This window comes from Streptomyces roseolus, from assembly GCF_014649855.1.
In the GTDB taxonomy this organism is placed as follows: Bacteria; Actinomycetota; Actinomycetes; order Streptomycetales; family Streptomycetaceae; genus Streptomyces; species Streptomyces roseolus.
In genome coordinates, this window is the sequence record NZ_BMTV01000001.1 from 314,300 (window position 1) to 327,815 (window position 13,516).

11 protein-coding genes and 1 riboswitch are annotated in these 13,516 nt (G+C 75.7%); of the genes, 6 read left to right on the forward strand and 5 right to left on the reverse strand.

Annotated features, from left to right (window positions below; translation table 11 throughout):
- Positions 1–59 precede the first annotated feature (59 nt).
- Positions 60–416, reverse strand: a complete 357-nt coding sequence (locus IE245_RS01480) for a GntR family transcriptional regulator (RefSeq protein WP_189944708.1) — start codon at positions 414–416, stop codon at positions 60–62.
- A gap of 2 nt (positions 417–418) precedes the next feature.
- A complete protein-coding gene (locus IE245_RS01485) occupies positions 419–1,399 on the reverse strand; it encodes a DUF1648 domain-containing protein (protein ID WP_189944709.1) in 981 nt (326 codons plus the stop codon).
- Between the two features lie 152 nt (positions 1,400–1,551).
- Here IE245_RS01485 and IE245_RS01490 point away from each other — a divergent pair, with 152 nt between their 5' ends.
- The gene (locus IE245_RS01490; protein WP_189944710.1) at positions 1,552–2,517 is read left to right on the forward strand and encodes a S8 family serine peptidase; all 966 of its coding nucleotides are present in this window, start codon (positions 1,552–1,554) and stop codon (positions 2,515–2,517) included.
- Between the two features lie 41 nt (positions 2,518–2,558).
- Here IE245_RS01490 and IE245_RS01495 read toward each other — a convergent pair whose 3' ends face one another.
- Complete coding sequence (locus IE245_RS01495) at positions 2,559–3,431, reverse strand: alpha/beta fold hydrolase (protein ID WP_189944711.1); 873 nt, start codon at positions 3,429–3,431, stop codon at positions 2,559–2,561.
- Between the two features lie 93 nt (positions 3,432–3,524).
- Positions 3,525–3,965 (reverse strand): MarR family winged helix-turn-helix transcriptional regulator, encoded by a 441-nt coding sequence (locus IE245_RS01500; RefSeq protein ID WP_229851030.1) that lies wholly within the window; start codon positions 3,963–3,965, stop codon positions 3,525–3,527.
- Positions 3,966–4,057: 92 nt separating this feature from the next.
- Between IE245_RS01500 and IE245_RS01505 the strand changes: the two genes are divergently transcribed.
- On the forward strand, positions 4,058–4,405 hold the full coding sequence (locus IE245_RS01505) for a DoxX family protein (RefSeq protein WP_189944713.1): 348 nt from the start codon (positions 4,058–4,060) through the stop codon (positions 4,403–4,405).
- 132 nt (positions 4,406–4,537) lie between these two features.
- Positions 4,538–6,133 (forward strand): ABC-F family ATP-binding cassette domain-containing protein, encoded by a 1,596-nt coding sequence (locus tag IE245_RS01510; RefSeq protein WP_189944714.1) that lies wholly within the window; start codon positions 4,538–4,540, stop codon positions 6,131–6,133.
- Positions 6,134–6,142: 9 nt separating this feature from the next.
- Here the strand turns inward: IE245_RS01510 and cobN are convergent, their stop codons facing one another.
- On the reverse strand, positions 6,143–9,748 hold the full coding sequence (gene cobN, locus IE245_RS01515) for a cobaltochelatase subunit CobN (protein WP_189944715.1): 3,606 nt from the start codon (positions 9,746–9,748) through the stop codon (positions 6,143–6,145).
- Between the two features lie 38 nt (positions 9,749–9,786).
- Positions 9,787–9,922: riboswitch (cobalamin riboswitch) on the reverse strand.
- Positions 9,923–10,000: 78 nt separating this feature from the next.
- On the opposite strand from cobN, the gene IE245_RS01520 reads away from it, so the two are divergent.
- Genes IE245_RS01520 through IE245_RS01530 form a run of 3 tightly spaced genes read left to right on the forward strand, consistent with a single transcriptional unit; the run spans position 10,001 to position 13,499 of the window.
- Complete coding sequence (locus IE245_RS01520) at positions 10,001–11,371, forward strand: ferredoxin-like domain-containing protein (protein ID WP_189944716.1); 1,371 nt, start codon at positions 10,001–10,003, stop codon at positions 11,369–11,371.
- Between the two features lie 2 nt (positions 11,372–11,373).
- Positions 11,374–12,009: a precorrin-8X methylmutase gene (locus IE245_RS01525; protein WP_189944717.1), complete on the forward strand. Its 636-nt coding sequence runs from the start codon at positions 11,374–11,376 to the stop codon at positions 12,007–12,009.
- The gene (locus IE245_RS01530) at positions 12,006–13,499 is read left to right on the forward strand and encodes a precorrin-2 C(20)-methyltransferase (RefSeq protein ID WP_189944718.1); all 1,494 of its coding nucleotides are present in this window, start codon (positions 12,006–12,008) and stop codon (positions 13,497–13,499) included. Before IE245_RS01525 ends, IE245_RS01530 begins: the two co-directional genes overlap by 4 nt.
- Positions 13,500–13,516: the final 17 nt, after the last annotated feature.

A 13,516-nucleotide genomic window follows, 5' to 3' on the forward strand; every position in this document is an offset into this window, starting at 1 on the left:
CCGAACGGGTGAGCCGTACGGGGGGGCCGGGCCGGGGCGGCTCGTGGCCGTGCGGCGGGTCAGCCCATGCTGGTGCGCGCCAGGTCGAGGAACTCCTCTTCGGTGAGGCCGAGTTCGCGGGCCTCGGCGGCGGCCTCGCGGAGCCGGGTGACGAGCCGGGCGCGGTCGGGGGCGGCGGCGCCGGGGACGATGAGGGCGCCGCGGCCCCGGCGGAGCTCGATGAGGCCCTCCTCGCGGAGCCGCTGGTAGCCGCGCAGGACGGTGTGGACGTTGACGCCGAGGGAGTCGGCGAGTTCGCGGGCGGCGGGGAGCCGTTCGCCGGGGGCGGCGGTGCCGTCGGCGAGGGCGCCGCGGACGCAGCCGGCGATCTGGTCGCCGAGCGGGACGGCGGAGGCGGGGTCGACGCGGAAGAGCACGGTCAGAGCCTTCCACGTCGTGCGACGAGGGTGTTGAGGAGGGCGGCGGCGGTCCGGGCGTCGGGCACGGTGACGGCGAACTCGCGGCCGTTCCCGCGCCGGACCACCAGGGCCTCGCCGGAGCGCAGGACCACGCCGGAGCGGTGGGCGCGGACCCGGTATCCCCAGCCGCCGAACTCGCGCAGCGCGTCGACGTCGCGGGTGTCGGCGGCGGCGATGTCGGCGAGCGGCACGTGGACGCGGGGCCGGGGGGTGAGCGTGGAGCGGACGGTGAGGCCGTGCCGGTCGACGTTGACGCGGACCCGGGCGAGGGCGAGCCCGGGCACGCCGACGGCGAGCGCGACGAGGAGCAGCGGCCACGGGCCGAGGAGGGCGGCGACGGCGCCGGCGGCGAGGAAGAGCAGGCCGAGGACGGTGAGCGGGGCGGAGGCGGTGGCCCGGGACCAGCCGGCGACCTCCCCGGCGCCGAGGTCGAGCCGGGGCGCGTCCGGCTCCGGCTCCGCGTCGCCGGCGTCGTGCTCCTCCGGCGGGACCAGCCGGGAGAGGGCGTGGCCCGCGAGGGCGAGGACGGCGCCGGCGGCGGCCGCGACGGCGAGGTGGGAGAGCGGGGAGGTGACGGCGGCGGGGTCGGCCGCGTCGAGGTTGTCGTGGACGACGAGGCAGAGGAGGGTGCCGGCGAAGCCGGCGGTCAGCCAGGCGCCCCAGAGGGCGTTGCGCCGGACGAAGACGGTCCAGCCGGCGCCGAGGGCGAGCAGCAGCCCGGTGCCGACGGCGGCGAAGGCGCCCCGGCCGGTGAAGCCGTCGGCCTCCCCGCCGGGGGAGAAGTGGGTGGCGAGCCGGCCGGGGAGCCGGTCGGACCAGAGGGCGGAGAGCAGCAGGTACGCGGCGGCGGCGAGCACGAAGGGGAGGGCGGTGAGAAGGCGGAGACGGAGCGGGACGCGGAGGGGCGTGCGGAGGACGGCGGGGCGCGGGACGTCGGTCATGGGGACCTCCTTTGTTCGTACTCTACTAGAACAAGCGAGGTTTCAAGCGGGACGGCACCGGCCTCCTTCCGGATGCGACGGCGCACGGCCGGTAGTTGAATGACCCAAATACCAACAAATGCCGTCGCACGGCCGTCGAATGGGGAGTCTTCATGCGCCGTCGGTCCGCCGTCCTCACCGCCCTGGCCGTCCTCACCGCCGCCTTCGCCACCGCCTGCGGGAGCGACGAGGAGCCCGACCCGCTGCGGAGCCGGCAGTGGGCGCTCGACTCGCTCAAGCTCCCGGACGCCTGGGGCACGGACAAGGGCGACGACACGGTCATCGCCGTCGTGGACACCGGCGTCGACCCCGGTCACCCCGACCTCAAGGGGCGGCTCGTCGACGGCTACGACTTCGTGGACGGCGACGCCGACCCGAAGGACCTCAACGGGCACGGCACCCACGTCGCGGGCATCGCCGCCGCCCACACCGACAACGGCATCGGCATCGCGGGCGGCGCGCCCGGGGCGAAGATCATGCCGGTGCGGGTGCTGGGCGCGGACGGCAGCGGCAGCGACGCGAACATCACGAAGGGGATCGTCTGGGCCGCGCAGCACGGCGCCGACGTCATCAACCTCTCCCTCGGCGAGTCCGGCCTGATGGCCCGGCTGCTCAAGGGCGGCGTCCTCAACGACGCGATCTCGGCCGCGAACGGCAAGGGCGCGGTGGTGGTGGCCGCCGCCGGCAACGACGCGACCCTGCTCCAGCCGTACAGGCTGACGACGCCGGTCCTCGTCGTGAACGCCGCCGACCGGAACGGGCGGCCGGCCGAGTTCACCAACTTCGGCGCGCAGAACGCGGTGGCGGCGCCCGGCGTCGACATCCTCTCGACCCTGCCGACGTACAAGGCCAGGGAGACGCTCAGGAACACGACGGGGTACGGCGAGCTCTCCGGCACCTCCATGGCCTCGCCGTACGTCTCCGCCGTGGCCGCGCTCCTGCACCGGCAGGGACTGAACCCGGCCGAGATCATGAAGGCCATCCGCGACACGGCGGAGAACCCGTCCCAGGACCCGAAGCTCGGCCTGGGGAACGTGGACGCGGCCGCCGCCGTGAAGGCGGCGACCGACGGGAACTGACCCCGACGCCCCCGGGGGCCCCGGGGCCCCCGGGGCCCGTCTCAGCCCTCCAGGACCGTCCGCAGCGCCTTCGCGAACTCCTCCGGCGCCCCCTGCTGCCCGAACTCGCCGCCGAGGAAGCCCCCGTGGTGGCTGGGGAAGACGGCGAGCGGGAGACCGAGCCGGTCGGCGAGCGCGGCGGCGGCTCGGGCGGCGAGCTCCTGCCGGGACTCCTCGCCGGCGGCGACGACGATCCGGGTCGTGCCGGCGGCGGCCTTCAGGGCCTCGGTGTCGGGGACGTACGAGGTGCAGCCGCGCATGTTCCTGCCGAGCAGGGGGTCGTCCCGGCGCCCGTCGTCCTCGGCGGGCAGGCCGTACGTCTCCGGCGGGACCGGCAGCCCGGCCCAGTCGGCCGGGATCGGGCCCTGGTGGCTCGTGAGGGCGATGAACTTGGCCATGCCGGCGCCCCAGCCGTCCCGCTGGTAGACGGCCCGCACGTCGGCGCAGGCGGCGAGGGCCTCGGCGGCGTCGGGGACGAGCCCGGCGGCGGGCGGCTCGTGGGCGACGAGGGTGTGCACGAGCTCGGGGCGGCGGGCCACCAGGGCCAGCGCGTTGACGGCGCCGCCGCTGCTGGCGAAGAGCTCCACCGGCCCGGCGGCCAGGTCCTCGATCAACCGCGCCAGGTCGTCGGCGTGCTCCTCCGGCCGGATCTCCGTCGGGGCGCCCTCGGCCGTCTCGCTGCGTCCCACGCCGCGCGGGTCGTAGGTGACGACGGTCCGGTCGGCGAAGTGGGAGGCGAGCGTGGTGAATCCGGTCGCGTCCATGGGGGAGCCGACGAGCAGCAGGGGACGCGGGTCCGCGCCGGTGCCGGGGCGGACGTCGTAGCGCAGGGTCGCGCCGGCGGTCTCCAGGGTGCGGGTGGTGGTCTCGGCCATCGTTCTCTCCTCCGTGCGGTGCTCTCACGGGGGTAGACGGCCGGGGGCCGGCGAACTCATCGGCCGGCCGGCGCTTCCCTTCGGACGCGTCGGCTACGCGCCGCAGTCGTGGTCGGCCGGGTCGACGACCACGCGGTCCAGGAGGCTGCGGAGCAGGGCCCGTTCGGCCTCGGTCAGGTCGGCGAAGAGTTCGCGCTCGGCCTCGGTGACGGCCTGGTCGACGCGGTCCAGGACGGCCGCGCCGGCCGGGGTGATCTCCACGATGTGACGGCGCCGGTCCGCCGGGTCGCGGCGGCGCTCGGCGAGGCCGGACGTCTCCAAGTCGTTCAGGATCGCGACCAGTTGACTGGGGTCGACCTCCATGGCGGCGGCCAGGTCGCGCTGGCTCATGGGCGCGGGGGCGAGCTGCATGAGGGCCATGGCGTGGCGCGGGGGCAGCCCGGCGACGCCCAGGGCGGAGCGGATGCGCGCACCGGTGAGCTCTCCGCGGAAGGAGAGGAGGAAACCGAGGCGGTCGGTCGGGAGGGCTGCCATGTCGTCCACCGTAACAACAACGACATTGTGGAGCGAGAGAAACCGTTGTTACGCTTCAATGGTTTCCGTCCCCGGATCATTGGAGCGCACCCATGTTCATCGGCTACGCCGTCCTGGCCGTCCTGCTCGCCCTCGCCATGACCGGCTCCGCCGTCGCGACCCTCACCCGCAACCCGGCGGTCGTGGGGAGCATGCGGAAGGCGGGCGTACCGGACGGATGGCTGCCGTGGCTGGCCGCGGCGAAGCTCACGGGGGCGCTGGGTCTCCTCGCGGGGCTGGTGGTCCCGGTGCTCGGCGAGGCGGCGGCGATCGGCCTGGTCCTCTACTTCGTCGGCGCGGTCGTCTCCCACGTCCGCGTGAAGGACTACGCGGTGGCACCGGCGGTCATCCTGGCCGTCCTCCCGGCGGTCGCGCTGGTGCTGCGCGCGGCCAGCGCCTGACCCCTCCCCCGCACCCCTTTCCCCGAACCCCCGACAAGACGAGACGAACCGTCTTGTCAAATCCCCCGGGACCCTTTACCGTCGAGTCAGCGAGACGTTGCGTCTCGCTTCCCCGACGGCAGGAGACCGCCCTTGTTCCGTGCCCGACTCACCGAGGTCACCAAGCGCTACGACGACCGGCACGTCCACCACCGGACCGTCCTCGACCGGGCCTCCCTCACCGTCCGTCCCGGCGAACGCCTCGGCGTCGTCGGCGACAACGGCTCCGGGAAGTCCACCCTGCTCCGGCTCCTCGCCGGCCTCGAAAGCGCCGACCACGGCACCGTGGCCGTCGACGCCCCCGGCGGCCTCGGCCATCTCGCCCAGACCCTCGACCTCCCCGCGACCGCGACCGTCGGCGACGCCGTCGACCACGCGCTCGCGGAGATCCGCGAGCTGGAGCGGGAGATCCGGGAGGCGGAGGCCGCCCTCACCCCCGCCGGACTCGACCGGTACGCCGCCCTGCTCGCCGCCCACGAGGCGCGCGGCGGCGCGGGGGCCGAGCGGCGGGTGGCGACCGTGCTGCGGCGACTCGGCGAGACCGCCCCGCTCGACCGGGACCGGCCGCTGGCCACGCTCTCCGGCGGGCAGCGGGCCCGGCTCGCCCTGGCCGGCGTGCTCGCCGCCGAACCCGAACTGCTGCTGCTCGACGAGCCGACCAACCACCTGGACGACGCGGCCGTGGGCTGGCTGGAGGAGCGGCTGCTCGCCCACCGGGGCACCGTCGTCGCCGTCTCCCACGACCGCGTCTTCCTCGACCGCGTCGCCACCGCCGTCCTGGAGGTCGACGAGGACCGGCACACGCTGCGCCGCTACGGCGACGGCTACGCCGGCTACCTCGCCGGCCGCGCCGCCGAACGGGCCCGCCGGATCCGCGAGCACGAGGAGTGGAAGGAGGAACTGGCCCGCCACCGGGCCCTCGCCGACCACACCATCGACCGGTTCTCCGCCATCCCGCGCAAGGCCCCCGCCGCCTTCAGCGGGGCGGGCGCCTTCCGTGCCCGGTCCCGGGCGCACGGCGCGATGAGCCGGATCCGCGCCGCCCGCGAGCGGCTGGCCCGGCTCACCGAGCACCCGGTGCCCGCGCCGCCCGAGCCGCTGCGCTTCCGGGCGGAGCCCGCGGGCGAGGGCGCGGCCGTCACCCTGACCGGGGTGCGCGTCGACGGCCGGCTCCGGCTCGGCGCGCTGCACCTCGAAGCGGGCGAGCGGCTGCTCGTCACCGGCCCCAACGGCGCGGGGAAGACCACCCTCCTCCGGGTCCTGGCGGGCGAGATCGCCCCGCACGCGGGCACGGTGACCGTGCCCGCCCGGGTCGGCATGCTCCGCCAGGACACGGCCTCGCCCCACGACCCCCGTACGGTGGGCGAGGCCTTCGGAGAGGGCCGCGAGGACGAACTGCTCGCCCTCGGGCTCTTCGCGGCCCGGGATCTGACGACCCCGGTCCGCCTGCTGTCGACGGGCCGGCGCCGCAAGCTGGAGCTGGCCCGGCTGGTGACCGCCCCGGCCGATCTGCTCCTCCTCGACGAACCGACCAACCACCTGGCGCCGGCCCTCGTGGAGGAGGTCGAGGCCGCGCTCGCGGCCTACCGGGGCACGCTGGTGATCGTCAGCCACGACCGCCGGCTGCGGCAGGGCTTCCGGGGCCGGCGCCTCGAACTGGCCCCGGCCCACGCCCTCGTCACGAGCTAGACACGCGGCCTACTCGTCCGCGGAACCCTCCAGGTCGCCTTCCGTCTCCAGGAAGACCCGGCGCAGCGCGGCCAGCGTCTCCGGGTCCGGCTTCTCCCACATGCCCCGCGACTCCGCCTCCAGGAGGCGCTCGGCGATGCCGTGCAGGGCCCAGGGGTTGGCCTCCTTGAGGAAGGCCTGGTTCGTCTCGTCGAGGACGTACTCCTGGGTGAGCTTGTCGTACATCCAGTCGGCGACGACACCGGTCGTGGCGTCGTAGCCGAAGAGGTAGTCGACGGTCGCCGCCAGCTCGAAGGCGCCCTTGTAGCCGTGGCGGCGCATCGCCTCGATCCAGCGCGGGTTCACCACCCGCGCCCGGAAGACCCGGGAGGTCTCCTCGACGAGCGTCCGGGTGCGGACGGTCTCCGGGCGGGTCGAGTCGCCGATGTACGCCTCGGGGGCGGTGCCCCGCAGCGCGCGGACGGTCGCCACCATGCCGCCGTGGTACTGGAAGTAGTCGTCCGAGTCGGCGATGTCGTGCTCGCGGGTGTCGGTGTTCTTCGCCGCGACCGCGATCCGCTTGTACGCGGTCTCCATCTCGGCGCGCGCCGGCCGGCCCTCGAGCCCGCGCCCGTACGCGTACCCGCCCCACACCGTGTACACCTCGGCGAGGTCGGCGTCGGTGCGCCAGTCCCGCGAGTCGATCAGCTGGAGGATGCCCGCGCCGTACGTGCCGGGCCGGGAGCCGAAGATGCGGGTGGTGGCGCGGCGCTCGTCGCCGTGCTCGGCGAGGTCGGCCTGGGCGTGGGCTCGGACGTAGTTGTCCGAGGCCGGCTCGTCCAGGCCCGCGACCAGCCGGACGGCGTCGTCGAGGAGGCCGATGACGTGCGGGAACGCGTCCCGGAAGAAGCCGGAGATGCGCAGCGTGACGTCGACGCGGGGGCGGCCCAGCTCCTCCAGGGGGATCGGCTCCAGGCCGTTGACGCGGCGCGAGGCCTCGTCCCACAGCGGGCGGACGCCCAGCAGGGCCAGCGCCTCGGCGACGTCGTCGCCGGCGGTGCGCATCGCGCTCGTCCCCCACAGGGAGAGGCCCACCGAGGTCGGCCACTCGCCGTTGTCCTCGCGGTAGCGGGTCAGCAGCGAGTCGGCGAGCGCCTGGCCGGTCTCCCAGGCGAGCCGGGACGGCACGGCCTTCGGGTCGACGGAGTAGAAGTTCCGGCCGGTCGGCAGCACGTTGACGAGGCCGCGCAGCGGCGAGCCGGACGGGCCGGCGGGCACGAAGCCGCCGTTCAGGGCGTGCACGGCGTGCGTCAGCTCGTCGGTGGTGGCGGCGAGGCGCGGCACGACCTGCTCGCAGGCGAAGCGGAGCACGTCGTGGACCTCGGAGCCGTACGCGGCGGCCACCGCCGGGACCGCGTCCACCGCCCAGTCGGCGGCCTCCATCGCCTCGACCAGCTCGCGGGCCTTCGCCTCCGCCTCGTCGGCGGTCGTGCGGGTCGCGGCCGACTCGTCCAGGCCGAGCGCCTCCCGCAGGCCGGGCAGGGCCTGCGTGCCGCCCCAGATCTGGCGGGCGCGGAGGATGGAGAGGACGAGGTTGACCCGCTCGGGGCCGGTGGGCGCGCCGCCGAGGACGTGCAGGCCGTCGCGGATCTGCGCGTCCTTGACCTCGCACAGCCAGCCGTCGACGTGCAGCAGGAAGTCGTCGAAGCCGTCGTCCTCCGGGCGCTCCTCCAGCCCCAGGTCGTGGTCGAGCCTGGCGGCCTGGATCAGCGTCCAGATCTGGGCGCGGATCGCCGGGAGCTTCGCCGGGTCCATGGAGGAGATCTGCGCGTACTCGTCGAGGAGCTGCTCCAGGCGCGCGATGTCGCCGTACGAGTCGGCGCGGGCCATCGGCGGCACGAGGTGGTCGACGAGGGTGGCGTGGACGCGGCGCTTGGCCTGGGTGCCCTCGCCCGGGTCGTTGACGAGGAACGGGTAGACCAGCGGCAGGTCGCCGAGGGCCGCGTCGGGGCCGCAGGCGGCGGACAGACCGGCGTTCTTGCCCGGCAGCCACTCCAGGTTGCCGTGCTTGCCGAGGTGCACCATCGCGTCGGCGCCGAAGCCGCCGTCCTCCGCGCGCGCCGCGATCCAGCGGTAGGCGGCCAGGTAGTGGTGCGAGGGCGGCAGGTCCGGGTCGTGGTAGATCGCGATCGGGTTCTCGCCGAAGCCGCGCGGCGGCTGGATGAGGATCAGGAGGTTCCCGCGCCGCAGGGCGGCGAGGACGATGTCGCCCTCCGGGTTCCGGGACCGGTCGAGGAACATCTCGCCGGGCGCGGGCCCCCAGTGCTCCTCGACCCGCTCGCGCAGCTCGGCCGGGAGTTCGGCGTACCAGCGCTTGTAGTCGGCGGCCGGGATGCGGACCGGGTTCTTCGCCAGCTGCTCCTCGGTGAGCCAGTCCTGGTCGTGGCCGCCGGCCTCGATGAGGGCGTGGATCAGCTCGTCGCCGTCGCCGGAGACCAGGCCCGGGAGGTCGGCCTCGGGCCCGAAGTCGTACCCCTCCTCGATCAGCCGGCGCAGCAGCGCGACGGCGGAGGCGGGGGTGGCGAGGCCGACGGCGTTGCCGATGCGGGAGTGCTTGGTCGGGTACGCGGAGAGGACGAGCGCCAGCTTCTTCTCGGCGTTCGGGATGTGCCGGAGGCGGGCGTGGCGGACGGCGATGCCGGCGACGCGGGCGGCGCGCTCGGCGTCGGCGACGTACGCGGGCAGGCCGTCGGCGTCGATCTCCTTGAAGGAGAACGGGACGGTGATGAGCCGGCCGTCGAACTCGGGGACGGCGACCTGGCTGGCCGCGTCCAGCGGCGACAGGCCCTCGTCGTTCTCCTCCCAGTTCGCCCGCGAGCCGGTCAGGCACAGCGCCTGGAGGACGGGCACGTCGAGCGCGGCGAGCGCGCCCGCGTCCCAGGCCTCCTCGTCTCCGCCGGCCTGCGCGGCGGCCGGCTTGGTGCCGCCGGCGGCGAGGACGGTGGTGACGACGGCGTCCGCCCCGCGGAGCTCGGCGAGCAGCTCCTCCTCGGGGGCGCGCAGCGAGGCCACGTACAGCGGGAGGGCGCGGGCCCCGGCGTCCTCGATCGCGTCGCAGAGGGCGTCGACGAAGGCGGTGTTCCCGCTCATGTGGTGGGCGCGGTAGTAGAGCACGGCGACCGTCGGGCCCTCGGTGACGCGGGCGGTGCGCTCCAGCGGCCCCCAGGTGGGGGCGGCGGCCGGGGCCTCGAAGCCGTGGCCGGTGAGGAGGACGGTGTCGGAGAGGAAGCGGGCCAGCTGCTCCAGGTTGCCCGGGCCGCCGTGCGCGAGGTAGGCGTGCGCCTCGGTGGCGACGCCGATCGGCACGGTGGAGGCGGCCATCAGCTGGGCGTCGGGGGCCTGTTCGCCGCTGAGGACGACGACCGGCTTCCCGGTGGCGAGGACCGCGTCGAGGCCCTCCTGCCAGGAGCGGACGCCGCCGAGGAGGCGGACGACGACGAGCTCGGCGCCGTCGAGGAGGCCCGGGAGGTCGGCCATCGGAAGGCGGGAGGGGTTGGCGAAGCGGTACTCCACCGGCCCCCCGGCCGCGCGGGCGCTGAGCAGGTCGGTGTCGGAGTGCGACAGCAGCAGGAGCATGGCGGGGCTCGGGCCTTCCTCGGGGTTGTCCGCGCCCCGGGTGGTCGATGGACGGCGGGAGTTCCTGACTCACCCGTGCCGTCGCCGGTACGGGCTCACAGTGGCGGGACCGCGCCGGATTCTCACCGGGCTTCCTCCCCGGGGCCCTGGGACCCCATGCCGATCTGCATAGTAAGGCGTGCCGTCGGCGGGCCGGAGGGGGCCGGGGAGTCGGCCGGATCACACTCGGTGGCCGCCCGGTTCCCCGTGGGTATGCTCGCCGCCATGCCGCCGACCCCGACCACCCCGCCCGAACCGGGCGAAGCGCCGATAAGGGACCGTGGCGACGCGTGCCCGGGGGCGCTCCGGCTGCACGCCGCCGCCGACGGGCTCCTCGCCCGACTCCGCCTGCCCGCAGGAAGATTGACGCCCCGTCAGGCCATGATCCTGGCCGACGCGGCGGAGGAGACGGGCGACGGCAGCCTCTCCGTCACCTCGCGCGGCAACGCCGAGCTGCGCGGCCTGCGCGACGGCTGCGGCGCCGGTCTCGCCGCGCTCCTCGCCGACGCGGGCCTGCTGCCCTCCCCCACCCACGAGCGGGTCCGGAACATCGTCGCCTCCCCGGCCGCCGGACTCGACGGACTCGGCCACGCCGACGTGCAGTTGTGGGCCCGCGCCCTGGACGCCGCGCTCTGCGCGGAGCCCCGCGCGGCGGCCCTCTCCGGCCGCTTCCTCTTCGCCCTCGACGACGGCCGCGGCGACGTCGCCGGCCTCGGCGGCGATGTGACCTTGATCGCAGCGCCGGACGGTGCCGCCCTCCTGACGGCGGGCACGGAAACCTTCCGCCTGGCGGCCCCCGGTCCCGGAACCGCCGCCGACGGGCCCCCCGCCGGAACCGACGCCGCCGACGCCGGGGCCCCGGCCGAGCCCGGCACCGCCACCGCCACCGCCGGAACCCCGGCCGGAACGGCCGCCGGAACCACCGCCACCGTCGTCCGCGCCGCCCTCGCCTGCGCCCTCGCCTTCCTGGACGCCGCCGAGGCCGCCGGGACCGGGGCCTGGCGGCCGCGCGAGCTCCCGGCCGGGCAGCGTCCGGACTGGGCCGGTGCCCTGTCCCGTGCGGCGGTCACCGCGGAGCCCGTACCCTCCTTCTCCCCTCCCCCGGCACCGCCGCCGCCCGCACCCGGCCCGCTCGGCGACCACGCCCTGCACGTCCTCGCCCCCCTCGGCCGGCTGACCGCCGCCCGGCTGCGGGCGCTCGCCGAGGGCGCGGACGAGGTGCGGCTCACCCCGTGGCGCGGGGCCGTCGTGGTGGGCCCGTCCGCGGACCGGCTCCCCGCGCTCGCCGCGCACGGCCTGGTCACCGACCCGGCCGACGCCCGCACCGGCGTCACCGCCTGCACCGGCACACCCGGCTGCGCCAAGTCCCTCGCCGACGTGCGGGCGGACGCGGCGCGCGCGCCCGGCGGGCCGCTGCCCGTGCACTACTCCGGCTGCGAGCGCCGCTGCGGGCATCCGCACGGCACCCGGATCGAGGTCACCGCCCTCGACCCCGACACGTATCTGCTGGACGGCGTCCCCGTCCCCCGTACCGCCCTGGCCGAGGCCGTCGCGGCGGCCCGTACGAAACCGATGGAGAGCTGAGGATGTACGAGTACGAGAAGGACGGCGCCGAGATCTACCGCCGCTCCTTCGCCACGATCCGCGCCGAGGCCGACCTCGGCGGGCTGCCCGGCGACCTCGCCACGGTCGCCGTCCGCATGATCCACGCCTGCGGCATGACGGACCTCGTCCGGGACATCGCGTACTCCCCCGGGGTCGTCGCGAGCGCCCGCGCCGCCCTCCGGGCCGGCGCCCCCATCCTCTGCGACGCGCAGATGGTCGCCTCCGGCGTCACCCGCAAGCGGCTGCCCGCCGACAACGACGTGCTGTGCGCGCTCTCCGACCCGGCCGTGCCCGCCCTCGCCGCCGAACTGGGCACCACCCGCTCCGCCGCCGCCCTCGAACTGTGGCGGGACCGCCTCGAAGGTTCCGTCGTCGCCATCGGCAACGCCCCCACCGCCCTCTTCCACCTCCTGGAGATGATCGCGAAGGGCGCGCCGAAGCCGGCCGCCGTCCTCGGCATCCCCGTCGGCTTCATCGGCGCCGCCGAGTCCAAGGACGCCCTCGCCGCCAACGAGCTCGGCCTCGACTACCTGGTGGTCCGCGGCCGGCGCGGCGGCAGCGCGATGACCGCCGCCGCCCTCAACGCCCTCGCGCACGAACCGGAGATCCAGGCATGAGCACCGTGACCGGCAAGCTGTACGGCGTCGGCCTGGGTCCCGGCGACCCGGAGCTGCTCACCCTCGCCGCCGTGCGGGCGATCGCCGAGGCCGACGTCGTCGCCTACCACTCGGCCCGCCACGGCCGTTCGATAGCGCGCTCCATCGCCGCCGCGCACATCCGCGAGGACCACGTCGAGGAGCGGCTGATGTATCCGCTCACCGTGGAGACCACCGACCACCCCGGCGGCTACCGGGGCGCCCTCGACGACTTCTACGAGGAGGCCGCGGCCCGGCTCGCCGCCCACCTCGACGCGGGCCGCACGGTCGCCGTCCTCGCCGAGGGCGACCCGCTGTTCTACGGCTCCTACCAGCACATGCACAAGCGGCTCGCGGACCGGTACGACACCACCGTCATCCCCGGCGTCACCTCCGTCAGCGCCGCCGCCGCCCGGCTCGGCGAGCCGCTGTGCGAGGCCGAGGAGGTCCTCACGATCATCCCCGGCACCCTGCCGGAGGACGAGCTGACGGCCCGCCTCGCGGGCACCGACTCGGCGGTCGTGATGAAGCTCGGCCGCACCTTCCCCGCCGTGCGGCGCGCCCTGGAGCGGGCGGGCCGCCTGGAGGACGCGCGCTACGTGGAGCGGGCGTTCATGGCGGGCGAGCGGACGGAGCACCTGGCGGACGTGGACCCGTCGACGGTCCCGTACTTCTCCGTCGCCGTGCTGCCCTCCCGCATCGACCGGGCCAACCCCGTGCGGGAGACGGGCGAGGTCACCGTCGTCGGCACCGGCCCGGCCGGGGCCCCCTGGCTGACGCCCGAGTCGCGCGGCGCGCTCGTCAACGCCGACGTGCTCGTCGGCTACACCACCTACCTCGACCGGGTCCCGGCCCTGCGCCCCGGCCAGATCCGGCACGGCTCCGACAACAAGGTCGAGTCGGAGCGGGCCGAGTTCGCCCTGGACCTGGCCCGCCGCGGCCACAAGGTCGCGGTCGTCTCCGGCGGCGACCCCGGCGTCTTCGCCATGGCGACGGCCGTCCTGGAGGTCGCCAGCGAGCCGGCGTACGCGGACGTGCCCGTACGGGTGCTGCCCGGGGTGACCGCCGCCAACGCCGCCGCCGCGGCGGCCGGCGCCCCCCTCGGCCACGACTACGCGACGATCTCCCTCTCGGACCGCCTCAAGCCCTGGGACGTCATCGCGACCCGCCTGCGCGCGGCGGCGGAGGCCGACCTGGTCATCGCCCTCTACAACCCCGGCTCCAAGTCCCGCACCCACCAGGTGGCCGCCGCCCGCGACCTCCTCCTGGAACTCCGCTCCCCCGACACCCCCGTGGTCGTCGCCCGCGACGTCGGCGGCCCGGAGCAGTCCGTCCGCGTCCTCACCCTGAAGACCCTGGACCCCTCCGAGGTCGACATGCGCACCCTCCTCCTGATCGGCTCCTCCCAGACCCGCGCCGTCGAACGCGGCGACGGCCGCACGATCACCTGGACCCCGAGGCGCTACGGCTGAGCGTCCCGGCCCCCTCG